Source organism: Sulfidibacter corallicola, from assembly GCF_017498545.1.
Lineage (GTDB): Bacteria > Acidobacteriota > Holophagae > Acanthopleuribacterales > Acanthopleuribacteraceae > Sulfidibacter > Sulfidibacter corallicola.
The window spans coordinates 9111892-9137365 of record NZ_CP071793.1; the positions used below are offsets into that span (position 1 = coordinate 9111892).

A 25474-nucleotide genomic window follows, 5' to 3' on the forward strand; every position below is an offset into this window, starting at 1 on the left:
TGCGACCAGCGGTCGCACCTACCGGGCACCGCGCCTCTCTCCTGGTTCGGGTACCCCGAGCTGGGATCGCTTCGTCTGGTGCGACCAGCGGTCGCACCTACCGGGCACCACGCCTCTCTCCTGGTTCGGGTACCCCGAGCTGGGATCGCTTCGTCTGGTGCGACCAGCGGTCGCACCTACCGGGCACCACGCCTCTCTCCTGATTCGGGGACCCTGAGCTGGGATCGCTTCGTCTCGTGCGACCAGCGGTCGCACCTACCGGGCACCACGCCTCTCTCGGGCTGCGGGAACGCCGTGCATGCGCGCTTCGTTGGCGCAAAAAAAGCCCCACCGAACGGGATCCGGTGGGGCCTTCGTTCGCGATTGAATCGATGTCGGTCAGTCGCCGCTGTTCAGCAACGGCTCGATCATCGCCAACAACGCGTCGGCCACCTCGGGCGGCACGTCACCGCGAAGCACCCACCACCGCGTGACTCGCAGCATGATGCGCGCGAAGTCGTCCTGGTCGCTGATCGCGAACAGGCGCGCCGAGTTCAGCAGCGTCAGCAAACGGGTCCCGATCAGCGGTCCCAGGGTGCCGTCGTTGATATGTACCGTGACCACCCCGATGAGTTCCTCGATGCCGATCAGCAGCACATCGTCGGCGGCGTCGGCCGGTTCCACGTACACCGCGACGGTGCGGCCCGGAACCGTCAAGGTTCCGCTCTCGCCATCGAAACCGGCGTCGCGCACCACCGGATCGATGGAACTCGCCTGAACCGGATGCAGCGCCATCGTGCGGCCCGCGAACCAATCGGCCTGGAAGTCGATTTGGTTCGGTGTGCCGTTGAATACCACCGCAACCGCGTCGTAACGCGAATCCAGGTCGGCCTCCTCCAAATCCTCGACAGTCATGACGATCACGCCGGGAATCTGGTCGGGTCCCGTGTTGTGGAAGCGCAAACGGTCCTGGACATCGGCGGCCGTGCGCAGTCGAAACAGCTCGGAACTGTAGCGAATGCGCAGCAGTTCGCGGAACAGGGCGGCCGATTTGACGATGTGGTCGCCACTCGGCACCAGTTCGGGATTGGCCAGCAGCGGCGCCATCAGGTCCCAGTTGTCGAAGTTCTTCTCGGCCACGGGCAGGCCCACGCCGAAGTTGTTGGTTTCGTAACTGAAATCGAGGCGATTGAACCAGTCGCCCGAGTTGAAGCTGTCGCGATCCAAAGACTTGGAGCGCAACATGTCCACCCCGGCATGGTAGAAGGGCACGCCCTGGCCCAAGGTCACCAGGCTCAGGCCCAGCATTTGGGCGCGCACCCGGTCGGCCATGGCGGTCTCCAGCGGCAGGCCGTAGACGTTGATGTCGTACAGCGTCTGGTTGTCGTGTTTGCTGATGTAGGTGATGACTTCCTGGGGATCGAGCGTGTAACCCGCCGGCTGATCGCCATAGGGCACCTGGGCACCGGTCACCGGGGTCCCGGTTCGATCCTCGAATTGGTAGTTGGCGAGGTTTCCGGCCAAGCCCACGCGAATTTGGTCGGAGAGCAGCAGCAGCGTGGCCAGCGTATCCCCTTGCGGCAGGTGGTTGGGATCCGTGTGCAAGCCGTTGGCGAAACCCTGACGGGCCAGGTCCGGACCGTTGTCGAAGGGACCGCCGCCGCGCACCGCATCGCGCAGACGGTCGCTGAAGGTGCCGATGCCCGTGCCGGCCATGTTGAGCTGGGTGGCGTTCTCGCCGCGGGCGCCGTTGACCACCTCACCGAAGTTCCAGCCTTCGCCGTAGAGGTAGATGCCTTTGCCGTCGACGCCGTCCTCGGCCAGGGTCAGCGCGTCGAGCGCCTCGCGGACCACCAGCATGTTGCGTTTCATGTGGTGACCCATGAGGTCGAAGCGGAACGCATCCACCTTGTAGTCGCGCGCCCAGACCACCAGCGAATCGACCATGAGCTTTTCCATCATCGTGTGCTCGGCGGCGGTGTTGTCGCAGCAGGTGCTGTTGGTGACGTTGCCGGATTCGTCGAGGCGGTGGTAGTAGCCCGGCACCAGGCGGTCCAGAACCGAGCGGGAACTGGCCCCGGAGGCATTGGTGTGGTTGTAGACCACGTCCATGACGAACCGCAAACCGAGCTTGTTGACGGCGGCCACCATTTCGCGGAATTCGCGAATCCGGCCGTAACCGCTGGGTTCCGTGGCATAGGAGCCTTCCGGCACGGTGTAGTGCCAGGGATCGTAGCCCCAGTTGAACCCGTCCGCGTCGGAGGTGGCGGAGACGATGTCCTGCTGCATGTCGGAATTCGCGGGCAGGTCGGCCAATTCGTCGAAATCCGGCTCGATGCGTTGGCCCGCATCCTCGATGATCGTGGCGATATCGAACACCGGCAACAGGTGCAAGTGGGTCAGGCCCGAGGCCGCCAACGACCGCAGGTGGTTCATGCCGTTGGAGCCACTGGCGCTGAACGCCTTGTAGCGGCCCCGCCATTCGCTGGGCACGGTGGTGTCGGTGATGCTGAAATCGCGCAGATGCAATTCGTAGATCGTGATGTCTTCGAACGCGGCCAATGCCGGCTTGGCCAGGACGTCCCAATCGGCAGGCTGGGTGGCGGGATCGTGCATGTCGACGATCAGCGAGCGCTCCGAGCCCATCGCCAGACCCAGCGAATAGGGATCGGTGACGCGATGGGTCAGCAAGCCCAGACCGGGCATGTACACCCTGGTGTTGTACACGTAATAGGTCCCGCGCATGTCGGGCGAGCCCGTGGCCTCCCAAATCCCGGTTTCAGGGTCGAAGGTCATCTCGCGTACGCCGAGATCCTCGGTAAAGGCACCCTGGTGCAGGTGGAGCTCCACGTGCTGCGCCGTCGGCGCCCAGACTCGGAACGTCGGCACCTCGTCGCGCCAGACAATCCCCAGCGCTTCGTCGCGGGCGGCCGCGAACAGGTCGTCCAGAACACCCGGAATCTGGAGGCCCGTGGCGCCGTTGGCCTCGCCGTCGCCGTTCACTGCACCGACCGCCAACTGACCGCGCAACAGCTCGATCAGGGTGGCTCGATCCAGGTCGGGCAGGCGCAGGGCCGGTAGATCGGCCAAGTGCGGGAATTTCTCGCGCACGGCCTGATCGGCACCGTTCGGATCCAGCGCCAGGGTCACCGAGGTGCCGCCTTCCACACCGGAATCCGAGGTGGCCAGGTTGGCGTCCGGATCACTGTGCAAGGTGTAGATCAAGCCCGCGTCATCCGCGCCTTCCCACAGGATTTGGTCCCGGCTGACCCAGTAGGCGCGTCTTTCGTTGATATTGCCGGGATTGGGACCGCCGGGTCCCGCGCCTCGACGCGGCAACAGGTAGGGATCCTCGGGATCGGCACCCGAGAGCTGCCATACCTCGTAACCCACGTTGCGCAGGTCCAGGAACATGTCGGCATCGGGGTCTTTTTCGTCGCCGCGATGGATGATGTAGGCCAGCTCCGTTGCGCCGTCCTGAAGCGGAACGCGGAAGTACACGCCGAACCCGTCGCGACCCGCCGGCTTGATCGGCGAGGTCCAACCGGTCGGCGATGCGGCGCCGTTCCAGACATGCAGGCCCCAGAACTGGGTGAAATCGTCGCTGTCGGTGTCGCCGTAGTCGCCATCGGGGCGATGGTAGTGAATGGTCGCGTAGTTCTCGGCGGCGCCGCGCTCGCGGTAGAGCGTCTCGTCTTGGGCCAACACCCAGATCGCGGGCGTTTCGGCCGGTGTGAAGAAACGATCGCCACCGGGCTCACGATCACCGTCGGGGCCCGTATCGTCGCCACCGGGTTTGTGAATGATGAACTTGAGCGGCTTCGAAGCGGCCGCCGGATCGTTGGGATTCAGCGGAAGACGCCACCAGGCACCGAACTCGTCGACGCCATCGGGCTGGCGAGGTGCGCCCCAATCGGTTTCGATGGCCGGATCGATGGCGTTGGCGCCATCTTCGGACCACAGGTGCAGGCCCCAATAGGCTTCGGTGCCCACGCCGTAATCGCCGTCCGGCCGCTGGTAACGGATCGTCGCCGCCCCTTCGGCCGCGGCCTGGGAGAAGTAGTGACTGCCGTCGTCCTGGCGGATCCAGATCTGGTTTGCCTCGTTGATGTCGAAGGCGCGATCGGCATCCGTGCCGTCCTTGGTGTCGCCGCGGTGCACGATGAAGTTGACCGCTCCTGGCAGGCCGGACAGCCCGATCCAGGCGAAACGACCGTAGCTGGACTCACCCAAAAAGGGCTTGGGTGCAGGCCATTCGGTGGCTTCGTCGGGGTCTATGGCGTCGCCCCACAGGTGGAGCCCCCAGAAATCGTTGAAATCGCCCGTCGTATGATCGCCGTAATCGCCATCCTCGCGCTGGTAGTGGACGATCGCGAAGGACGGCGTGCTGTCGGAACCACTACCCACCTGAGCGGAAACTTCGGTCGCGCGCGCCTGACCGGCCAGGTCGTCGAAAATGGCGCGGAACCGCAGTGGGGTCCCCGAGGCCATTTCGGTCGTGTCGAAAAACACGCGATAGGGTGGGTTGGTGTCGGTGCCGATCGGTTGCCAGTCACCGCCATCCACCGAAACCGCGAAGGACAGGGTGCCGAACGTGTTTTCGTTGCCGCTCACGGCGACTTCGACGAGGCCATCGACCGAACCCCCCTCTGTCGGGTTGGTGAAGGTCGGTGCGGACGGCGCGGGAACGGAGATCGGTGCGGCCGCGCGGTACACGGCGTAGGACAACCCGGCCAGGGAGAAATCGAGCTGGCCGGCGTCGTTGGCTTGAAGGGCGCTGCCGCCCGCGGGCAGGACGGCTTCGAAGGCCGTGGCCGGACTGAAGGTGGCGATTTGGGCGGATGCCTCGGCGGTACCGTTGTTCAGCGCCACCACGTATTCGACTCGGGTTTCGGGGTCGATTCGCGAGAAGGCGAAGATCCCGGCCTGGGGCTGGCTGTAGCGCGTGATCTGGAAGCCGCGACGCAAGCCGGATTCGGCGGCACGCGTCGCACTCAGCTCGGCGATGGCCTGATACAACGGATGGCTCTGGTCGAAGTTGGCCTGGGCGGTGGTCGCATCGGTGCCGATCAGGTCGTTGTCGTTGTAGTCCGCCGTTTGGCTGGCCAGCATGTCTTCGCGACTGTCCTTGTCGCCTCCGCCGCCCACGAATCCCTGCTCGTCGCCGTAGTACAGGATCGGGAAACCGCGCGCGAAGAACATCAATGCATGGGCCAGGCGAAAGCGGGACATGCGCTCCGCGTCGTTGGTGGGCTGGGACCGCAGCGCGAAGCCCAACCGTCCCGAATCGTGATTGCTGAGATAGGTGGCCATTTGATAGACGTTGCTGTCGGCGTCCGTGTAGTAATCGTCGGCCTCGAAGAAGCCGCGCAGGTCATGTGTCGGCGCACCGTGAACCGCGAAGCCTTCTGCCGCCCCCTTGAACGCGAAATCCAGGGCCGAGGGCAGGCGTCCCGCCGTGGTGTAGTTGCGAATCAGCGCCGGATTGAATTCGAAAACCTCGCCGAACATGAAGAAATCGGCGATGCCAGCGGACTGGGCGTGGGCCGTCACCGCGGGGGCGAAGCTCTGCCAGAACTCGATGTTGACGTGCTTGACCGTGTCCAGCCGGAACCCGTCGATCCCGAATTCATCGATCCAGTGTTTGCAGATATCGATGAACCCGTCGACCACGTCGGGATGCTCGGTGAACAGGTCGTCCAGGCCGAAAAAGTCGCCGTAAAGGGAGTTTTCACCCACAAAGGTGGAATTACCGCGGTTGTGGTAGTAGATCGGGTCGTTCAGCCAGGCCGGCGATTTGGCGTTGGCATCGGCCTCTGTCGGGAACGTCGGCGTATAGGGGAAACTGGTGGCCGGGTCCAGCTCCGGGAAGGCCTCGCCACCGGCGTAATCGCGATCGTCGAAGGCATTGCCCGCCGCGTCCCGGTAAGGCGCGTCTTCCTTGGAACGATAGGCGTTCCCGTCCTCGGCGTACCTGATCACATCGGCAGTGTGGTTGACCACCAGGTCGAAAAAGATCTTCATGCCGCGGCCATGGGCGGCATCGATCAGGGCTCGTAACTCGGCTTCACTGCCCAGGTGCGGATCCACGCCGAGGAAATCGACGATCCAGTAGCCGTGATAACCGGAAGCGAAGCCCAGCGTGCTGGTCGTGTCCGATTGGACGGTGCGATTGCGAAAGACCGGCGTCATCCAGATCGCGGTGACACCCAGGTTCTGAAGGTAATCCAGTCGATTGGTGAGCCCGACCAGGTCGCCCCCGTGGAAATATCCCTTTTCCTGGGGCCAGAATCCGTGGCGAATACGGTCGTCGTCGCTGTCGCCGCCGGGATCGCTACCGAAATCGTTTTCCACGCGGCCGTTCTCGAAGCGATCCGGCAACACGAAATAGAACACTTCGTCCTGAATGGCGTGCTGAACGGCGGGTTCACCGCCCGCTACCGGTATGTCTACGTCCACCCGCAACAGGTTGTCGGAAGGGTCGAAGGTGAAGGTAACGTCGGCCTGATCCGCTTCCACGGAAAACGCGATGTTGTCGCCACCGGGCTGACCGTCGGCGCCGTAGTTGACGTCCCAACTCTCGTCGATCGTCGCCTTGCACTGGTAATCGCCTCGCGGCAGGGTCACATCCAATCGGTAGATGCCGTCGCCGTCGGGGTCCTGGAGCCACGAGCCCAGGCAGGAGGGATCCCAATCGGCACCACAACCCAACTCGGATTGAAAGTCTCCCGCGGCAGTGACAATCAGGTCGTTGTGGTTGTCGGTCACCCAGTGGCTGCGATGGTCGTAGTAGAACTTGACCGCGGTTTCTTCGGTCAGGTTCAGGATAATGTCGGAGCCGCCTGCAGTGGCATCCGCTCCGTAATTTTCGTCCCAGGTCCCGTTCAGGGCCGCCTTGTAGGCGTACTCGCCCGCGGGAACCGTCCAGGTCGCCTGCCAGACGTCGTCTTCGTCGTCCAGGGTGAGAAAGGTCGTACTGCATTCGGGTTGCCAATCACCGGGACAACCCAGTTGAGCCTGTAGAGATCCGGCGATCGTGACGGTATCGGGATTGTCCTTGCGAATCGAATCGTGAGAGGCGGAAGGGGGTGTGCCGGCAAAGGCAGAGCAAAGCCATAAGGCCAAAAGCATCAATGCCGACCATCGAGGCGGCGTTGCAGAAAGCATGTTGTCTCCTTGAATAAAGGGCGGGTGCACGATGAAAAGAAAACCGATGCGGCAACCAAAAATCGCACGAGAAACACCGCATGGGTTCGATGAATGCCAGCGAACACGACCCAAGGACGGTCGAAAAACCAAAGGATTCCATACGAATCGCAGTGGACGAAAATGGATTAATACGAATCTCGCCGGAAATTAAAACCCGAGAAAGGTAGCGGTCACAAGTTTTTTTAAAAATGTAGGGGGCCGGAATTGACAAGCACCCGAACTTAGTGTACTTTTTACACCACAAGGAGGCGCCCATGTCCGTTCCGTCTAACCTCGCCATGCTCACCGACCTATATCAACTCACCATGGCGGCCGGCTACTGGAAGCACGGCCGCGCGGATTCCGAGGCCGTCTTCAATCTTTTTTTCCGGAAACCGCCCTTCGGTGGGGGCTACGCGGTGTTCTGCGGACTGACGGAAGTGATCGAATTCCTACAATCCTACCGCTTCGGTGACGAGGAGGTCGCCTACCTCGCCACGCTGCGGGGCCACGACGGCAAAGCACTTTTCCCGCGCGCGTTTCTGGACTATTTAGCCGGGCTCGAACTGACCTGCGAGGTGGCGGCCCCACCGGAGGGCACGGTGGTATTCGCCAACCAACCCCTGATCCGGTTGCGCGGTCCCCTGCTCCAATGCCAGCTCCTGGAAACCACGCTCCTGAACCTGATCAATTTCCCGACTCTGGTGGCCACCAAGGCGGCCCGCGTGGCCCAAGCGGCCCAGGGCGACCCCGTCCTGGAATTCGGACTGCGTCGGGCCCAGGGCATCGACGGCGGCATCACCGCCAGTCGCGCCGCCTACGTCGGCGGCTGCGCTGCCACATCCAACGTCTTGGCCGGCCAGCGCTACGGCATTCCCGTGAAGGGCACCCACGCCCACAGTTGGGTCATGTCTTACGAGGACGAGCTCCAATCATTCGAGGCCTATGCGGCGGCCATGCCCAACAACTGCATTTTGCTGGTGGACACCTACGACACCCTGGAGGGCGTGCGGCACGCGATCGAGGTAGGACGCCGGCTGCGCGGCCAGGGTCAGGAACTCATGGGGATCCGTCTCGATTCGGGCGATTTATGTGCCCTGAGCAAAAAAGCGCGCGGCCTGTTGGATGCAGCCGGTTTCCACGATACCCGCATCGTCGCCAGCAACGACCTGGACGAATTCGCGATCAGCCAGCTCAAACGCGACGGCGCCGCCATCGACGTCTGGGGTGTCGGCACCAAGCTGGCCACCGCCTACGACCAGCCCGCGCTGGGCGGGGTCTACAAGTTGACCGCCTTGCGCGAGCACGGCGACGCCTGGCGCTACAAGTTGAAACTGTCCGAGCAGGAAATCAAGATCTCCCTCCCGGGCATCCTGCAAGTGCGCCGTTTCGAACAGGACGGCCGCTACATCGGCGACATGATCTACGAAGAAACCCTCAGCCGCCCGGAACGGCGCGAAATGGTGCCCTACCGAGGGGGCGAGGCCTGGACGATTCCCGCTTCGGCCACCAGCCAGGACCTGTTACAGCCGGTGTTCCGCGACGGTTCGGTGTTGGTGCCGCCCGAGTCGGTGCATCGCGTCCGGGCCCGCGCCGGCGAGCAACTGGCCATGCTTCCCGAAGGGGTGCGCGCCATGATTCAGCCGGATCCCTACCCCTGCGGCGTGGAATCCGAGCTGTTCCGATTGAAAACCAGCCTGATAAAAGAGTTACGGGAGTCGACCGAAACCACTACGGCGTGACACAATAGGGACCAAGATGAGCGATCGTACATCGGGCGCACGATTTCCACGATTGGAGGTTGGGGCGCCCTGTCCTGCTGATGGTCCTCACCCCGAGACCCGGAATTTGGTGGCCGATCGCTTTTTGTTAAAACACCGGCTGGCGCATTTCCTCGATGACCGCAGGCGCGGAACCCGATCCAAGGCCGCTCTCGCGACATCGGAAAGGATTCAAATGGCATTCACCTATCATTATCCTCGACCCTCCGTCACCGTCGACTGCGTGGTTTTCGGCTTCGACGAGGGTGACCTGAAGATCCTGCTCATCCAACGCAGACTGGATCCCTTCAAAGATTATTGGGCCCTTCCCGGCGGATTCGTGAAAATGGAGGAATCGCTGGAGGAGGCCGCACGCCGCGAGCTGGAAGAAGAGACCGGGATCCACAACCTGTATTTGGAGCAGTTGTATACCTATGGTGCGGTCGATCGCGATCCGCGCACGCGCGTGATTTCGGTCGCTTATTACGCGCTTGTCAAGTTGAGCTGTTACGGCATTCGCGCCTCGGGAGACGCCGCCAATACGGCCTGGTTCTCGGTTCGCGAGCGTCCGGAACTGGCCTTCGATCACGCACAGATCCTGGAAACCGCCCTGGCCCGGCTCAAAGGCAAGGTGCGCTATCAGCCGATCGGCTTCGAGTTGTTGCCGGAACAGTTCAAGCTGACCCAGCTTCAACACTTATATGAGGTCATCCTGGAAAAACAGCTCGACAAACGCAATTTCCGCAAAAAAATCCAGGGAATGGGCCTGTTGATCGACACGGGTGAATTCGAACAACAGGTGGCGCACCGGGCTGCCAAGCTCTACCGCTTCGATCGGGAAAAATACGATCAGTTGGTTCAGCGCGGCTTCAATTTCGAGGTGTAATGGCGCCGTCACGGTAGGGCCGAGCGCGGAACGCGCTCGCATCCGACTCCTCAATCGTCATCGTCGAGCGCCAGATCCAAGAGATCCTCTCCATCCACCATCCAGCCGTAGGTGTAGGTCAAGAGGTAGACGCCGATAAAAATGGCGATCAGCAGGCCCATGCCCAATTCCTCGAACAGCACCGATACGACGAAGGCCACCACGCCGGCCACGATAAAGCGAATCAACTGTTTGATCATGCGAACCCTCCCGTTCAGGTCGTTTTCGTTTGGTTACGCAAAAGCGGGCGCGGAACTCGTGGGAAAGAGGCCTCCGAGAGAGGCGTCGTCACATTCATCTCTGGTGGGAATTTCTTCGTAGATGCAGGGCAACACCTACATAACTTCTTTTAAACCACAGAGTTCACTGAGTTCACCGAGGCAGGCACGAAGCAACCAAAAAGCACAAACAAATCGCATTATCCAAAATAACACCTTAAATACCTTTGTCCACGTCCGCCGTCTTCCATACAGGTAAAACCCGTTAAACGGTTTTTGATCACATGCTTGAATTGGTGAGTCATTGGCGTAGTTTCTTGGAAAAGGGCCATTTTGCCCACGAATCTCACGAATGGACACGAATCAAAGCATGTCCAGGGAATCGTCCACGCCGTACCGCCGGTCTTTCAAAAAATCGGGAACAGGGGATCCAAGAATGTTCCTTTAATTCGTGTCAATCGGTGTGATTCGTGGGCAGACTTTTTAGCCAAAAATGAGCCAGGAAGAGGCGGTTTCTTGTAAGTTCCCAAAGGACAACCAGGACAGCGCGGGGCAAAAGTATAATATTTACATATACTTAAACAACGACACCTCAATCAAGTAACCACGAACTCACTTGAAAGATGGTGTGTTGGGTCCAACTGCTCTCCGCGATCACGGTGAGCTCTTATGTAACAAACTCTGTAAAGCTCGAAGATAACGCTAAAAATATCTGTTGGAACAAGCTGCGTTTGGAGCGCCCGAATGCGGAGAGATTCGTCGTGCCAGGTAGGTTCATCCGCCGGATGAACTAGTCGAAGGTATCCAGGCGAGGAGTTCCAACATATTTTCGAGGGTCGGCGCGATCCTAAGTCGGCTTCAAAATGTGCGCCGGGCCGGCGCACCTACCGGGCACGACGCCCCTTTCGTAGATGCGGGCACACCTATGCGATTCGCTTCGATTAGTTTCTGACCTGAAACCCAGGCCCCCGGCCTGGGCAACGACTCTGTGGTAAAAACAAATCCAACCATTAACATCCCTGCCTCCACAAAGAAATCCTCTCCCTCGCCTCCACTCCATTCTCACTGAATTCTTTAATGGGATTTGGGTCGTCGGCGGTTAAGATGGGCCGACCTCTATCGATCGAAACCCGGTCCGAACCAAGACGAGGAGGTTCCGTCGTGACCACCCCGGAAGAGGCGCGTCAAGCCCCCCTGATCGAGGCCATGCACCATGGCGCATTCTATCCCCACGAGGTGGACGCCCCGGTCGAGGTCGTGCGCACGCACATCTCCCACGTTTTCCTCGCCGGCGCCTATGCCTACAAGCTGAAGCGCCCCCTGAATCTCGGTTTCCTGGACTACACCACGCTGGCCAAGCGCAAATCGTACTGCCAGGCCGAGTTGGACCTGAATCGCCGCTACGCACCGCAACTGTACCGCGAGGTACGACCCATCGGGCGCCGCGCGGCCGGGTACGTCATGGGATCCGAACAGGATGTGGTGGACTACGTGGTGTGCATGCGCCGTTTCGACGAAGCGGATGTGTTCAGCCGCATGTTCGCGGACGGTCGACTCGAGTCCGAGCACCTGCGTCGGCTGGCGGTACGCCTAGCCGATATCCACGCCCAAGCCCCGCGCGGCCCACACATCACGCGGTTCGGCTCACTCGGGGCAGTGCGCAAAGTGGTCGAAGACAACTATCGCGAAACGGCCGCGTTCGTGGGCTGCCTGCAGACCGAAAAGCAATTGAACGAAACGCGGGCCTATACCGATCGCCTGTTCTCCGAGCATGCCGACTGGTTTCTCGCCCGCTGTGACGGCGGCTTCATTCGCGAATGCCACGGGGATCTCCACCTGAACAACGTATGCTGGTTCGAGGGCGACCCCTGCCCTTTCGACTGCATCGAGTTCAACGAAGCATTTCGCTTTATCGACGTACTTTACGACGTCGCATTTATGGTCATGGATTTGGTCTACCGCGATCGCCTCGACCTCGCCTTCGGGTTCCTCAACACCTACCTGGAACGGACCGGCGATTACGCGGGCGCCCGCCTGATCCCGTTCTACGTGTCCCTGCGCGCCTACGTGCGTGCCAAGGTCTACTCGCTGATGAGCCTCGACGAAGCACTGGGCTCCGAAGCACGCCACAAGCTCGAAACAAAGGCGGCCGGATTCTATCGGCTGGCCTGGCGCTTCGCCCAACCGCGGCACCTGGGCATGGTGGCCGTGGCCGGATTCTCGGGTGCCGGTAAATCGACGGTGGCCGCCTACGCCGCCGGCTTGCTCGGCGCAATCCATCTCCGCTCGGATGCCCTGCGCAAACACCTGGGCGATCAGCCGCTCGACAGCCAGGGAGATGCCGATCTCTACGATCCCGAACACACCCGCAGGACCTACGCCGAACTCATCGAGCAGGCGGTGGCCCTGGCGCGAACCGGCATGCCCGTGATCGTGGATGCCAAGTTCGACCGCCAGACCTGGCGAGCCCAGCTTCTGCAGGCGGCGAACGAAGCCCAATTGAGCCTCCATTTCTGTTGGTGCAGGGCCGACGAACCCATCCTGCGTCATCGGTTGACCCATCGAATCGGGGATGTGTCCGATGCCACCGCCGACCTACTCCCACACCAATTCGCGCAGTGGCAAGGGTTCGAAGCGGACGAGCCCGTGTTCGAACTCGACACCGATGGCGATTGGCAACACCGCCTGCGCGAGGCCCTGGCGCAGGTTCTTCCGAGCGTCCCCGCCGGGTTCCTCTAAAGCTTTGCAAAAAAACGTGAAAAAACTCCCCTACCCTTTTGCAAAACCGCCTAGAATGGAGGGCGCAGCGAGGCGACATGCCGTTCTTCCTCGCGACTGCATGTGAGCTGTCCACCCCGGAGCGGAGCCGCCTCCGACACTCGGGATTTGCGGATCTGGTGGGCACCCACTTCGGGTTTTCGGTACCACGGCACTTTTTCAGCTTCGAATCCTGGCATCGCCTTGCCGAAATCAGGAAACATTTTCGAATCAGGTTTTTCGAGATACATGGCGCATCCTCAACAAGGCTCACGATTTTGGTTGGCCGTTCGTCGTTTGATCGGCAAGACCTACATGAAACTTCTCGGTTTCAAGGCGGTGGGTGAGATTCCCACGGAAGCCAAGGTCATCACTTTGGCCGTGCCACACACCACCAACTGGGACCTGCCGAACATGCTCTTCTACTGCTTTTCCACAGATCAGCGCATCTCCTTCATGATGAAGGCCTCGGTGTTTCGCTGGCCGTTCGGCGGCTTTTTCCGTGCAATGGGTGGCATTCCCATCGATCGATCGAAGAAGAACGACACGGTCGCCCAGATGGTCAAGGCCTTCGAGGAAAGCGACTACCTGAACGTGGTCATCCCGCCGGAGGGAACACGCGGCCGCAGAGATTACTGGAAAACCGGCTTCTACTACATCGCTCTCGAGGCCAACATACCGATCGTCTTGGGGTTTTTGGACTACGCACGCAAGGAAGTGGGTTACGGCCCGGTGCTCCACCCAACCGGTGACATCGAAAAGGACTTCGAGAAAATCGCGGCCTACTACAAGGAGCGCGGCGTTCAAGGCAAATACCCGAAGAACCAGAGCGAGATCCGACCCAGGCCCCGCGATTGACCCCATTTGGGACTCAGATCTTCCACGAATGACGTGGCTCCGGATCTCCCGAAAACCCAGGTAGGCTGTCGTGGAACCTTCGGTGGGTGAAACCCATTTGTCCACGAATCACCCGGATGCACACGAATAGACCTAATTCCGGGATGCCAGAGTCCAGAACGGTGAACTCGGACTTGGCTGTCCCTACATTTTTTTTGAATCCTAGATTTTGGTTCGGGTGCCTGCACTGGGTCTGAGCGAAACCTGGCTCCCGCTCGGGTGAATTCGGGGACCGTGAATTCGGGGACAACCATGGACCTCGGTTCAATGGGTCGCCAGGTCGTTTGCGAGTGAATCGTGCCACCCTACTCGATCAAAATGATTGAAACACGTCATCATTGTGATCGCACCTAACCATTCACCATTCTCTCGTTTTTATACATGTTGTTTTTTATCAAACAGTTACAGTACAACACAAGCTGGCACGAGACTTGGTCATGGGGCTTCCGTCGAAATGACACAACACTTTTGGAGGACTTCCATGTCTCGTTTGATGACCCTTACCGCACTCGCTCTCACCGCCTTCGCGACCGTTCCCGCACTGCATGCGGCCAACTTCCAAGTGGATGGCTCCCACGCCTTCGCCACCTTCAAGGTCGGTCACCTGGGCATCGGCAACACCGTCGGACGCTTCAACGACATTTCCGGCGAAGTCGATCTGGACAACGGTAAAATCGAAATCACCATCCGCACTGCCAGTGTGGATACCCAGGACGAAAAGCGCGATCAACACCTCAAGGGCCCCGACTTTTTCAACGTCAAGCAGTTCCCCGTCATGAAATTCAAGGCGACGAGCGTCAAGCCGGCCGGGAACGACCGCTTTCGAGTGGAAGGCAAAATGACCATTCGCGGCAAGTCCAAGAACATCTCATTGGAACTGATCAAAATCGGCGAGGGCAAGGATCCCTGGGGTGGTTATCGCCTCGGTTTCGAATCGACGTTCACGGTGAAACGCGAGGATTTCGGCCTCGACTTCATGCCGGGCGGCATCGGCAGCGAAGTGGAAATCTACGTCTCCCTCGAAGCACTGAAGAAATAAAGGATACAGGCGGCCCGGCTATCCGTTCCCGGTAGCCGGGACCCCCGAACAGAATGGGAATCCCCAATTTGAAGGAGTACCTCATGTTCACGCCGATCCTCTACGGAGTCCTGCTTCCCTTGTTCTCCAGCGCCTTGGTTGTCGGCGCCTACGTGCTGGCCACCCGCAACCGAAGCCGTCGTTTTTCGCCATTCGGCATCGCGGCCCTGGGCATCGGGTTCATCGGCGCCTATCTCGGTTTGCGAGGCATGCCCTCGTTTCCCCCCAATGAGGCGAGTCAGTGGCTGCTGTTGGCCATTCCCGTGGCGAGCCTACTCACCGCTGTACAACGCCGTTTGCCGAATCGGGCCCTCGCCCTCGGGTCGATCGGCCTTTTCTTCGCGACATTGTTTTTTGCGATGTTGCAGCCCATGTTCGAATACCATTGGGAATCCTTTGGCCTAAAGGCCTTGTGGCTTGCCGGGTTGACGGCCTTTGCGGTCCTTTTTCGCTGGAACTGGGACCATCTCGAGGACCATTCCCGCTTCGGCACCCTTTCCGTCGTCGGCGCCACGTCGCTGGCGGCCTTGCTGTTCGCGCTGTCGGGCAGCATGTTCCTCGCGCAATTGGCGGGTGCGTTCGCCGCCGCGGCCGGCCCCCTGGTTCTTTTGAGCTTTTGGAACAAAGATCTTCCTGTTTTTGCCGGCACACGCGACCTGTTCAGCACCGTTCTCCTCGGTCTGACCACCATGGCCTTCTTCTACGCCGAGCTGCAACCCGTGACGGCGATCCTGTTCCTCTTCGCTTTGCTGTTGACCGGTTACACCGGGCTATTCCCTGCCCATTCCCTGACCAAGAAAATCGCCGTTCCTGGCGCAACGGCCGGAGCGGCCCTCGCGTTCGCCATCATCCAATCCGGGTTCTAGTTGGTGCCCAGCCACCAACGGATGCTCGGTTTCCCATGGGACGCCGGACATCGCTGAATCGTCAATTCAACCGTGGCCGAACGCGGCGTTCAGGGTTCAGGAAGCACCTGACCGAGATAACCACCGATCTTGCCGGACTCGGAAACACCGATGAAGGCGTAGGCCAGCAGTTCACCATCCGCACGACACACCGCGTGGCTACTGTCGCGCGGTACCAACGTCACCTGTTTTTCATGGGGCTGGAGGGTCTCCGACCGGCTCTCCAGCAGACGACCGTTCGAGTCGAAGAATTCCAGGTCCATTTGCACTTCATCGGCGCTGGGATTGGCGATCGTCAATCCCGACCAAAAGGCCCCGTCGGTGCGCAGGAGGGGGAAGAACTGCTCGGTCTGACCCTGGTTCGGCAGCAGTATGCCCGAAACGCCGACCCCGTTCTCCCGGTTGCTGCCGATCAGGGCGATGCCGGTGATCGGCGCATCAGCTTCCAATTTGGCCCAGGCGACCTGGTCGGTGGATAACAGATGGGTGGTGCCGATGACCCCCAACAGATTGGATTGGGGCTGGACGGTCAGGACTTCCTCGGCCGCGAGCGCACCGGAAGCCGCATATCCCGTCAGCCGCACCGATACCGCTTCTTCGTTTTGATTGGCGAGGGAAAAGCCGGTCCAGAAATTGACGCGATCCATGGCGATATGCGGCAGGTAGAGAAGCTCGCTGCCGATCGCCTCCGAGGGATCGATGCGTACCGCGTTGACCCATGCCTCGCCGCGTTCGTCGTGGCGGCGGAAACTCAAATAGCCGTTGTGGGCGCGATTGCCGTGGACCTGCAACCAGGAGGCACCACCCGTTTCGGACACCTCGAAACCGAGCTGATGGACGCCTGGCTGGAAGCGCAATCCGCCGCGATCGTCGCCTTGAGCCCAGGTCAGGGACACCGATTCACCGGAGGCGAACACCCAGGCGTTTTCCCAGGAGCTCGCATCACGCGCCAGGTGGGGCACGACCCAGTAGTGGTTGTCGCGCGAATCGAGGGCCGTCACGCTGAGATCCTCGCCATCCTCGAAGAGCACCATCGGCAACGGCCGGTTACAGGTGTAGGAAAAGGCGCTGCCACCGAAAGAGGCATCGATGAGCAACTGACGGTTCGGGCGCAGCTCGATACGTTCGTCGTCGAGGGTGATCAGGACGCGCTCGTCGTGGGGGTTGGTAATCGCCAGCAAATGACCCTGTTGCAGCAGCGGAAGGTGGCCCGCAAAGCGCTTACAAGTGGAAAATTGGGAGAAATTCTTGTCGAACCGCAGGGTCACTTGGTTCGCATGGTGTGCCGATTCCTTCTTGCCATTGGTGTTCTGGTAGAACGAGACGCTCAAGTTCACGAGGCCCGGTTCGTCGGAAACGAGCTGGCAGACGCGAATATCCTTCAAGGTGATCATCTGGGAGGCGCCATTGAGGGTGTTTTCCAGGAGCGTGAACGAGATCGCGGAAAAGCCTTTGCTGTCACCGGCGAGCGGTTTGACCGGCCCCCAAACGCCGCCCAAGTTGTCCGTAACCGAGCCGTGATCTTCCAGCCGGAACGGCACGGTCGGCTGTCCCGAGGGCTCGAACCGGGCATTGACGCTGACGCCGGGCACGGTGAGCACGAACACGCTGCCGGGTGGGATCGGCACGTTGTTCACCAGGGTCACGGTCGCACTGTTTTGTAGGCAGACCGATTGGTTCAGGTTCCCGCACAGTTCTTCTTCCGCGAGCGCGGTGATTCCCACGAGTGTTCCAAAGACTAGAGCCAGGACGAGACATCGTTTGTAAATCATGGAAACGGCCTCCTGTCCCATGGCGGTGTGACGGCACAAGTCTAAAAAAGCCATGGAAAACGGCAAAAAGGGTACAGCTTGTTCCTAGATATATAGCAATCGCGGGGCCTAGCGGTCGACCGATGCCGTCACAAATCCCCGCTTGGTCCACGAAAAACTCGAAAAGACACGATGAGTCACCGAGGGTTCCTAATTTGTCCACTAAATACACGAAAAAACACGAACTGGAAACGCCCACCATGGCCTTCCCAGTGACGCGGACGCCTCATCGTGGGGCTTAGGGAGTACATTCTGTTGTTTCTCAGCCGGTTACATCTAGGAACTTGAAAGCGGCCCAATAAGCCGACGGGTTCGGTTCCTGTGTGGCGACGCATCACACGCGGCATATGACGACTTGTCCACGAATCACACAAATCCACACGAATACGAATACAATCGCTCCGTTCAAGGCCTATTGCGTTGTTTTCACAGAATTGAACACGTGCCCAAATGATTCACAAGTGGCAACTAAATCTACATAAGCGATTGATATTTTTAGCTTTACGATCGGATCCCTCTAAGGGGGGGGCCTGTCGTGTACCACCCATGGGTTTTGTCTTTTCGTGTCCATCCGTTGTGATTCGTGGACAAACAGAAAATATCGATCACGATCCACCTGCAAGGCTCATCGGTGGGTGGGGTTTTCAGCGCGCAATTCCGACCAACCGCCCATATCGGCTGGAAGCGCGGGTATCGAGGAAGGGTTTTTCGTGTTTTTTCGTGTTTTTAGTGGACAAAAAAGGCCCGACAGCGGGCGCTGCCGGGCTTGTAGGATGACGTCACATCATCGGTGACATTTCCGAAGGAAGATGAAGATCGAGTTCGCCTCCCGCGTTGGGAGCGCGACTCAATCGACGGCCCGAATGCGAATATGGCCGTTGACCGTGTGGATCTTGATTTTGTGTTTTCCGCCGTTCACCTCGCCGGTGCCGACGATGGTTTTGGCGTTGCGACCGCGCTTCCAGCTCCACCCCGAACCCTCTTCCTTCTGGACACGAAAATCGGAGTGGATGTCGTAGTTGCGGTTGCTGTTTTTGGTGTACTGGATTTCCAGGTCGAAGTGCATCGAGAGTTCGCGCGGTACGTAGAGCGTGATGTCGCCGCCCATCGAGCCCAACTCCACGTCGCGACGGCCGCTGGCGGGATCGCCCACCATCTTCACCGTGACGTCGCCACCCATGGTGGTGGCCTTCGCCCAGCCGTCGACTTCACCGATTTCGATGTCGCCGCCCATCGTTTTGGCGACCGCAAACTGGGCCGCGCGGGTGATGTGGATCTCCCCGCCCATGGTCTTCACCTCGGCGCCGAAAGGTGCGTCTTCCACGCGGATGTCGCCGCCCATCGTCGAAATCTTGACCACGTCGTCCGGTGTGAAATCGGCCTTTTTATTCTTGGAAAACTTGACGTTGTCGTAGATCACGTCGCCGCCCATCGTCGAGCCGTCCACGTTGCCCACCACGTTGGTGAACTCGATGTCGCCACCCATGGTTTTCACACGGCCGTCCAAGGTGCTCTCGTTGACCTCGATGTCGCCGCCCATCGTGAGTAGGTCGACCGAGCCCGCCAGTGCGGTCAGAATGATCTTGCCGCCCATCGTCTTGCCGCTGAATTCACCCTCCAGGTTCTTCATGGTCAAACGTCCACCGGAGGTGTAGACCCGCACATCGCTGAGGCGCGGCGCCTTGACGACGAGGTCCACGTCGATGCTGGAGCGCCAACTCTTGAACTTGGGCTCACAGCGGATGCTGAAGCCGGCATCGGTGGGTTTGGCCTCGATGACGACGTCCTCCTCCCTGCCACGCAGCTTGTAGGAGACCTCGGCCCGGTCTTCGTCCCAGCCTTCGACCGTGATCGACCCCCCGGTCTTGAGACGGATGTTCAATTCCTGACCCGGCGCCAGGGTGTAACTCTCGTTGATCGTCTTGCCGGCGAAGAGCGGTGCACTCCACAGCAGGCTCAAGGCGGTGAGCAGTGTGACGTTTGCCTTTATCATCCTGAAAACTCCTTCATCAGTGTCTGTGTGTTCGTGGTCATTCAAAAGCGACGGCAGGTCGGGGAACGTCGAAATGTCGAAATGTCGAAATGTCGAAATATGTCAATCGATCGTCGATCGTCACGCGATCAATGGCGTTCCCACTCGTTGACCCGCATCAGCAGGGGCGTGTCCCCCCGTTCGCGCAGCTCGGCCTCGATTTCGCGCAGCAGATTGTCGTTGGGCGCATCGCCCATCAGACAATCCAAGGCATCTATGCGCATGGTTACCGACGGATCTTCCTTCAAAACCCGCAGCAGTGCCTGACGCACCTCGGAATCGCCCGTGGCCTGAGCGAGCTTGGACATGGCTTTCATGCGCACGGCCAGTTCGGAATCGGATTCCATCGCGCGGATGAGCGCCCGCTTGATTTCGGGATCCATCACGGAATCCGTCATGCCGATGGCCTGGAGGCTGGAGTGAATGCTTTCGGGGCTCATCAGCGACCGCACCAACATGTCCTTGACCAGCGGGTCGTCTTTGGTGCGAACCAGACTCACATGGGCGGCGACGTCGAAGGACACGGCCACACGCCCGTCTTTGGTGGGCTCGACCGAAATGTTGCCATAGGTATAGGGCAGGCTCTCCAGATCGGGATTGCGGCTGGCCACCACTTGCGATAGGACCGGCACCGCATCTTGGAACTCCGGCTCCGCAGATTCGGCGTGGGCCCCAACCGGTTGGTACCACCAAAACGGGTCGGTTTGCGACCGAACGAGGCGGGCGCCCAGGAACACGCCGATCAACAGCGAAGCCGCAATGGCGAGCAACGGCAGCCAAGGGCGTCTCGGCGCGGCGGGATCCGGTTTGGGATCGCGCGGCAGGGGTCGGATGACGTGATCGCGAGCCTTCTGGCTGGATTCGAGCTCACTGAGTACCGCCCGCCGCATGTTGCCGAGTCGCGCATCGGTGATGCCTTCGCCATCCTCGTCCATGTTCAGCAGGGCCTGGTGCACCGCCTTGAGCGTCGCTTCTTCATCTTCCGGCACAGGGCCGGTTCCATCGGCCGCATCCGAGCGGGCGGCGGCCGAGATGTCGTTCCAAAGGGTGCGAGATCGCTCGTTTCTTTCGGGATCGTTCGCGGGATCTTGGGATGGATGGGCATCCATCATGTCTGCCTCCTATATGACGCGGCGAGCACTTCCGGCCATTCGTTTGAGACTGCGGTAAAGCATGTTCTTGACCACGTCTTCGCTGCACTGCAGGGTGGTGGCGATATCTTTGATGCTGCAGTCTTCGAAGTACTTCAACACCACGGCCAGGCGATATTTCGGGTTGAGCAAATCAAGCAGTTGCAACAGCATGCGCCGATCGTCCGCACGCTGAAAGGCCCATTCCTGACCACCTTCGACCGGTATTTTCTGTTCCAGGCTCTCGTCCGGCTCCAAGACGTCGCCGTTCGATTTCCCTCGTTGCCAACTCAGGGATTCGTTGTAGGCCATACGCATCAGCCAGGCTTTGAAACGGTCCGGGTCCGCCAGCGTATCCAGCTTTTGGTAGGCCTTCAGGAACACGTTTTGACTGATGTCCAATGCGTGATCGGCGTCGCGCGTGAAGCTCATGGCAATCTTGACGATCGTTCGTTGGTAACGAATCATCAAGGCGTCGAATGCTTGTAAGGACCCACCGCGGGCTTTTTCCACCAATCGCGCATCGTTTGTGTCCAAGCAAGCCTCCTTGACCTGCAAGACGCTGAGGGGTTCGGAGAAGTGAGCAGGAAATTTAAAAAAAATGTCGGGCCAGGGTGGGCCGGCCCGGCAAGGGCCCGTTCCGTGGCTCAGGACGTGGTGGCGGTCGTCACGAAGCGTTGGTAGACCTCGAGCGTTTTCTCACCCATGCGCGCCACGCTGTAGAGTTCCGGAACCGCGGCGGCGCCCTTTTCTCCCTGCTCGGCACACATGTCGCGCCGGTCGAGGTAATGGGCGATTTGCTCGGCGAGCGCCCGCGCATCGTCGGGGACGACCAGGCTACCGCCACCGGTTTGTTCCACCATTTCCGTGTAGGCACCGTGACGCGGCTGCACCACTGGAACGCCGCAGGACATGGCTTCCAGAATCGAGAGGCCCTTGGGTTCCTTGTAGGGCGCGGGCACCGAGAACAGGTCCAACCGCTGGAGAAAGTCGATTTTCTGTTCGCGGGTCAACTCACCCGCCCACTGACATCGCGCGCCGTGCCCGGCACGTTCCACCTTTTCCTTCAACTCGTTCACGTAGGCCGTGTCGCGCCCACCCAGGTAGCCCGCGATGCGAAGTTCGAGATCGGGATGATCGGCGGCCAGTCTCAGAAACGCGTCGATCAGCAAATGCAGCCCTTTCTCGGGGCATTGACGCGCGAAAAATCCCAACAGGAAGGGTTTTCCGGCGCCTGGCTTCTTGGTCCCGGGCACCAGGCCGTCGAGGTTCAAACCCAGGGGCACCACATCGATTTTTTGCGGCGCCACCTGAAGATAGTCGACCATGAAGCTCTTGTAGAAGGAGCAGGTGGCGATGAATCCGTCGATTTCGGCGGCACGACTGCAGAGCAGACGGTGGGCGCGACTCTTGTAGGGCTCGATCAGTGCGTCGAGGAAGATTTCCTCGCCCTGCAGGGCGCACAGCACGGGCACCCCGACCTCTTTTTTAATCGCGGGTCCCATACCGGCCAGCATCGAGTTGGTCAGTTGCACCAAATCGGGTTTGAATTCCCGAGCCAGCCAGCGCGTCAACTTGCTCAGTTCCTTGTGAAGCGGGCCCTGATCGCCTTCGAGCATGGAGACCGTCAAACCTCCGAGATCCTCGGCACTGGTGGACGCACTGAATCGAGAGACCCAGTTGAGCAGGGCCGGCGTGTCCAGGACTTTGTCCAAAAGCCACGGGGTGTGGCGGAACAGCGACATCTTTTCCTGGAGGTACACGTTGATGCCGCCGAAAAAAACGCGACCCATGCTGACGTTTTCATCGTCCGTGCGCAGTGGGGTGTACGTGGGGATCAGCGAGATGTCCAACCCGCGACGCTGCAGCTCTTTGACCAATGCGTTGTCGCGGATGCAGCTCCCGCAGTACATGCCGGCCGCTCCGGCGGTGATGTAGGCCACGCGCACAGCGTTCCTCCCCCATGGTGTCGAAATCGTTGGTGGTCCCCAACCTTCCTGATCCATCCAAATGAGCGGGAGAGGCCGCATCGACGAAACCCGACCGGACGCCCACACTCTTGGAAACCAGGAGTCAGGGTAGACACTATCCTACCGCGCCTCGGCCGCAAGTGGTTGTGATCTCTCGACCAAGCCTACGGCTGGCGTCCCTTCCGAACGTCCATCGCCGCGCGGAAGAGATCCCGGAGGACGCGAAACCGGTTCCGGCGAAGCGAATGACCGCGATTGTCAATCACTTCGCCGGAGGGATCGACCCGATTGGTGATACCCGCAGATTTCGGCACCGGGCGCCCGGCTGCACGTTCACACCTGCGGCACGATGGGGGCGAGCGCCGCTCAGTCCGCCGAGGGACCGTATTTGGCGAATACCTCGGCACCGGTCATGTCTTCGGTCTCGTTGGCGAATGCATAATATTCCGGTTTTTCGTCGATGAACACCTGGTGATCCATCTCGAACTCGTCGCGATTTTCCAGCAGCCCGACGGGCACGATGTACTGTTGGTTACCTTTCAGGCGGTAAAAGAGATGGCATCCGCACTTGTTGCAGAAGCCACGCTCGGCCCACATGGACGAGTTGAAGACGGTGATGTTCTCTTCGCCCTCCAAGGTGACCTCGGTACCGCAGTCCAGCGCCATGAAGGGTCCGCCCGACCATTTTCGGCACGTCCCGCAGTGGCAGGCACCGACGCGCTTGCTGACGTTCTTGGCGGTGAGCCGCGTCCCGTTGCAAAGACAACCACCTGTGATTTCACTGATTTCCGACATGGATTACTCCTTTATCGAGAATGGGTTATCGAATGAGGTTCGGTTTCATTTCCGATTCTAGCCAATCCCCCGCCCAACGCCAAACCCTAAGCATCACCCCGATCTTTTCGGATGTGGTTGGGTGCCCTTCGGAGACGCCGCGACCAAGTGGAAAACCACGCCGTCCATGCGCGACGTGACTGCCAGAGCTCCTGTTTTCGAAGGTGGACGGGGACGTTGGTGCAGCCGCGGAGCCGTTCATTTGAATTTCGTTCCGTTGGACCGGCGCATCGACCTAAGGTTGCCTCACCCGGCAGTGCGGTAGGCATGACCACGAAGGAATCCCTCGACCGCGCATGACCGGAATTCGCCCCGACGCGGATTTTTGAACCTGCAAAGGAGTTCTCGATGTTTCGATTCAAACGCTTCCTGCCGCTGCTTCTTCTCGCCCTCGGATCCCTGGCTATCGCCGGGCTGGACGAGGGTTTGGTCGGCCACGTACCTTTGACCTCTAATGACCAATTCAAGGAAACGGTTTCCAATACGACGCCCTCCAACACCGACACGGACATGGAAGGCTGCCCCTTCGACGAGGCCGCCGACTTCGACGGCAACGACTACCTGGAATACACCTCGATGACCGACTTGGCCTTCGCCACCAGCGATTTCTCCATTTCGTTCTGGGCCTATCGCGCTTCGGCCGCCACGTCCTTCGAGCACATGATCTGGTATCGCGAATCCAGCACCGATTTCACCGGCTATTCGCTGGACTGGCAGGACGACGGCGATCTGGCCTTTCGCATCGATTTCGGCACCCTGGCCGAGGAAGTCTACGTAACCACTCCCGAAACCGGAAAGTGGCACCATTACGCCGCCACAGCCGATCGCGACGGCGACATCAAGATGTACTTCAACGGCGTGCTGGTCGATACCTACACCTTGACTTCCAGTGCCAGCATCGGATCCACCAACTCGAAGCTGATGCTCGGTGCCGGTCGCGATGCCTTCGACGCGCTGAACAACTACACCACCGCCAAGCTGGACGAGGTGCGATTTTACGATCGCGTCCTCGAGGCCTGGGAAATTTCGGACCTTTCCCAATCGTTCGAAGGCGTGCGCCTGATTACGGAGGACATCACCCTGGACGTGCCTTCGGATTACGCCGATATCAATGCGGCTCTCGCCTGTTTGGATGGCAAGCACATCGATCAGGACGCGACGGTAACCATTCAAGTGGCCGACGGCACCTACAACAACGTAGCCACGATTACGGTCGACCATCCCGACGGTGCCCGCATCCAACTGTTGGGCGATACCGCCGATAAAACCAATGTCGTCCTGAACATCGCCAACAGCTCCGACGGCATCGTGGTGACCAACGGGACCCAGCTCGGCATGTTGAACGGGTTCACCATCAACGGCGGCACCACGCCCGGGAACGGGGTGACGGCCCGCCGCAACAGTTCCATCGTTTGTGGTAGCCAATTGGCGGTGGCCGATTTCGTCTGGGGCGTGCTGGCCGAGATGAGCTCTTCGATTGAGTGTAACAGCATCGACGTCGACGATTGCAGCTCGGTCGGGCTCTACGCCGTAGGTGGCTCCCACATTTGGGCCGACAACGCCGACATCGACGATTGCGGTTTCGGCGTTCGCGCCGAAGGGGCCTTCATCCGCATCGAGAACGGCAGTGCGAACAGTTGCACGATCGGCTACAATACCGCCGGCGGCGACATCCGGGGCAAGGACAGTTCGCTGACCAACAACACCACCGGGGCAAACGCCACGTACGGTGGGCACATCGACATCCGGGGGGTGACCTTCAGCGGTAATACGACCAACACCTCACCGGCCATCAATGCGGTTGGCAACGACAACTCGATGGTCAACAACTGATTTGGGTTCGCGACGCGCCCACCGACATGTGGCCCAAGCGGCGCCTTTCGGCTACCGCTTGGGCTTTTCTCGTCGGCGCGTGGCCTCACGGCCATACACCATCGGATCGGGTGCGGCACCTCCATCGAGCTGGCTCGAGGGGGCACGGCCAAACCCC

16 protein-coding genes are annotated in these 25474 nt (G+C 60.2%); 7 read left to right on the top strand and 9 right to left on the bottom strand.

Going from position 1 to position 25474, the window contains the following annotated elements:
• Positions 1–378 precede the first annotated feature (378 nt).
• Positions 379–7146: a pullulanase-type alpha-1,6-glucosidase gene (pulA, locus tag J3U87_RS27665; RefSeq protein ID WP_237379024.1), complete on the bottom strand. Its 6768-nt coding sequence runs from the start codon at positions 7144–7146 to the stop codon at positions 379–381.
• Positions 7147–7442: 296 nt separating this feature from the next.
• On the opposite strand from pulA, the gene J3U87_RS27670 reads away from it, so the two are divergent.
• Positions 7443–8909, top strand: coding sequence for a nicotinate phosphoribosyltransferase (locus J3U87_RS27670; protein WP_237379025.1), 1467 nt, complete (start codon positions 7443–7445; stop codon positions 8907–8909).
• A gap of 214 nt (positions 8910–9123) precedes the next feature.
• Positions 9124–9813: an NUDIX hydrolase gene (locus J3U87_RS27675; protein ID WP_237379026.1), complete on the top strand. Its 690-nt coding sequence runs from the start codon at positions 9124–9126 to the stop codon at positions 9811–9813.
• A gap of 50 nt (positions 9814–9863) precedes the next feature.
• Here the strand turns inward: J3U87_RS27675 and J3U87_RS27680 are convergent, their stop codons facing one another.
• The gene (locus J3U87_RS27680) at positions 9864–10052 is read right to left on the bottom strand and encodes a hypothetical protein (RefSeq protein WP_237379027.1); all 189 of its coding nucleotides are present in this window, start codon (positions 10050–10052) and stop codon (positions 9864–9866) included.
• A 1179-nt stretch (positions 10053–11231) separates the two neighbouring features.
• Here J3U87_RS27680 and J3U87_RS27685 point away from each other — a divergent pair.
• Positions 11232–12809 carry a bifunctional aminoglycoside phosphotransferase/ATP-binding protein gene (locus J3U87_RS27685; protein WP_237379028.1) on the top strand — a complete coding sequence of 526 codons (1578 nt, stop codon included), beginning with the start codon at positions 11232–11234 and terminating at the stop codon, positions 12807–12809.
• Positions 12810–12859: 50 nt separating this feature from the next.
• Here the strand turns inward: J3U87_RS27685 and J3U87_RS27690 are convergent, their stop codons facing one another.
• Positions 12860–13078: a hypothetical protein gene (locus J3U87_RS27690; protein WP_237379029.1), complete on the bottom strand. Its 219-nt coding sequence runs from the start codon at positions 13076–13078 to the stop codon at positions 12860–12862.
• A gap of 31 nt (positions 13079–13109) precedes the next feature.
• On the opposite strand from J3U87_RS27690, the gene J3U87_RS27695 reads away from it, so the two are divergent.
• The 3 genes from J3U87_RS27695 (at position 13110) to J3U87_RS27705 (ending at position 15668) form a co-directional block, all read left to right on the top strand.
• Positions 13110–13685, top strand: a complete 576-nt coding sequence (locus J3U87_RS27695) for a lysophospholipid acyltransferase family protein (RefSeq protein ID WP_237379030.1) — start codon at positions 13110–13112, stop codon at positions 13683–13685.
• 520 nt (positions 13686–14205) lie between these two features.
• Positions 14206–14763 (top strand): YceI family protein, encoded by a 558-nt coding sequence (locus J3U87_RS27700; protein ID WP_237379031.1) that lies wholly within the window; start codon positions 14206–14208, stop codon positions 14761–14763.
• A gap of 83 nt (positions 14764–14846) precedes the next feature.
• A complete protein-coding gene (locus J3U87_RS27705; RefSeq protein WP_237379032.1) occupies positions 14847–15668 on the top strand; it encodes a hypothetical protein in 822 nt (273 codons plus the stop codon).
• 89 nt (positions 15669–15757) lie between these two features.
• Here J3U87_RS27705 and J3U87_RS27710 read toward each other — a convergent pair whose 3' ends face one another.
• The 6 genes from J3U87_RS27710 to J3U87_RS27735 form a co-directional block, all read right to left on the bottom strand.
• Positions 15758–17479: a hypothetical protein gene (locus tag J3U87_RS27710; RefSeq protein ID WP_237379033.1), complete on the bottom strand. Its 1722-nt coding sequence runs from the start codon at positions 17477–17479 to the stop codon at positions 15758–15760.
• An 886-nt stretch (positions 17480–18365) separates the two neighbouring features.
• Positions 18366–19511: a DUF4097 family beta strand repeat-containing protein gene (locus J3U87_RS27715; RefSeq protein ID WP_237379034.1), complete on the bottom strand. Its 1146-nt coding sequence runs from the start codon at positions 19509–19511 to the stop codon at positions 18366–18368.
• A gap of 128 nt (positions 19512–19639) precedes the next feature.
• On the bottom strand, positions 19640–20662 hold the full coding sequence (locus tag J3U87_RS27720) for a hypothetical protein (RefSeq protein WP_237379035.1): 1023 nt from the start codon (positions 20660–20662) through the stop codon (positions 19640–19642).
• A 9-nt stretch (positions 20663–20671) separates the two neighbouring features.
• Positions 20672–21217: an RNA polymerase sigma factor gene (locus J3U87_RS27725; protein WP_237379036.1), complete on the bottom strand. Its 546-nt coding sequence runs from the start codon at positions 21215–21217 to the stop codon at positions 20672–20674.
• A 110-nt stretch (positions 21218–21327) separates the two neighbouring features.
• Positions 21328–22629, bottom strand: coding sequence for a glycosyltransferase family 4 protein (locus J3U87_RS27730; protein WP_237379037.1), 1302 nt, complete (start codon positions 22627–22629; stop codon positions 21328–21330).
• Positions 22630–23016: 387 nt separating this feature from the next.
• Positions 23017–23445 carry a GFA family protein gene (locus J3U87_RS27735; RefSeq protein WP_237379038.1) on the bottom strand — a complete coding sequence of 143 codons (429 nt, stop codon included), beginning with the start codon at positions 23443–23445 and terminating at the stop codon, positions 23017–23019.
• A gap of 387 nt (positions 23446–23832) precedes the next feature.
• Here J3U87_RS27735 and J3U87_RS27740 point away from each other — a divergent pair, with 387 nt between their 5' ends.
• Entirely contained in the window at positions 23833–25317 is a 1485-nt protein-coding gene (locus J3U87_RS27740; protein ID WP_237379039.1) for a LamG domain-containing protein, read from the top strand.
• Positions 25318–25474: the final 157 nt, after the last annotated feature.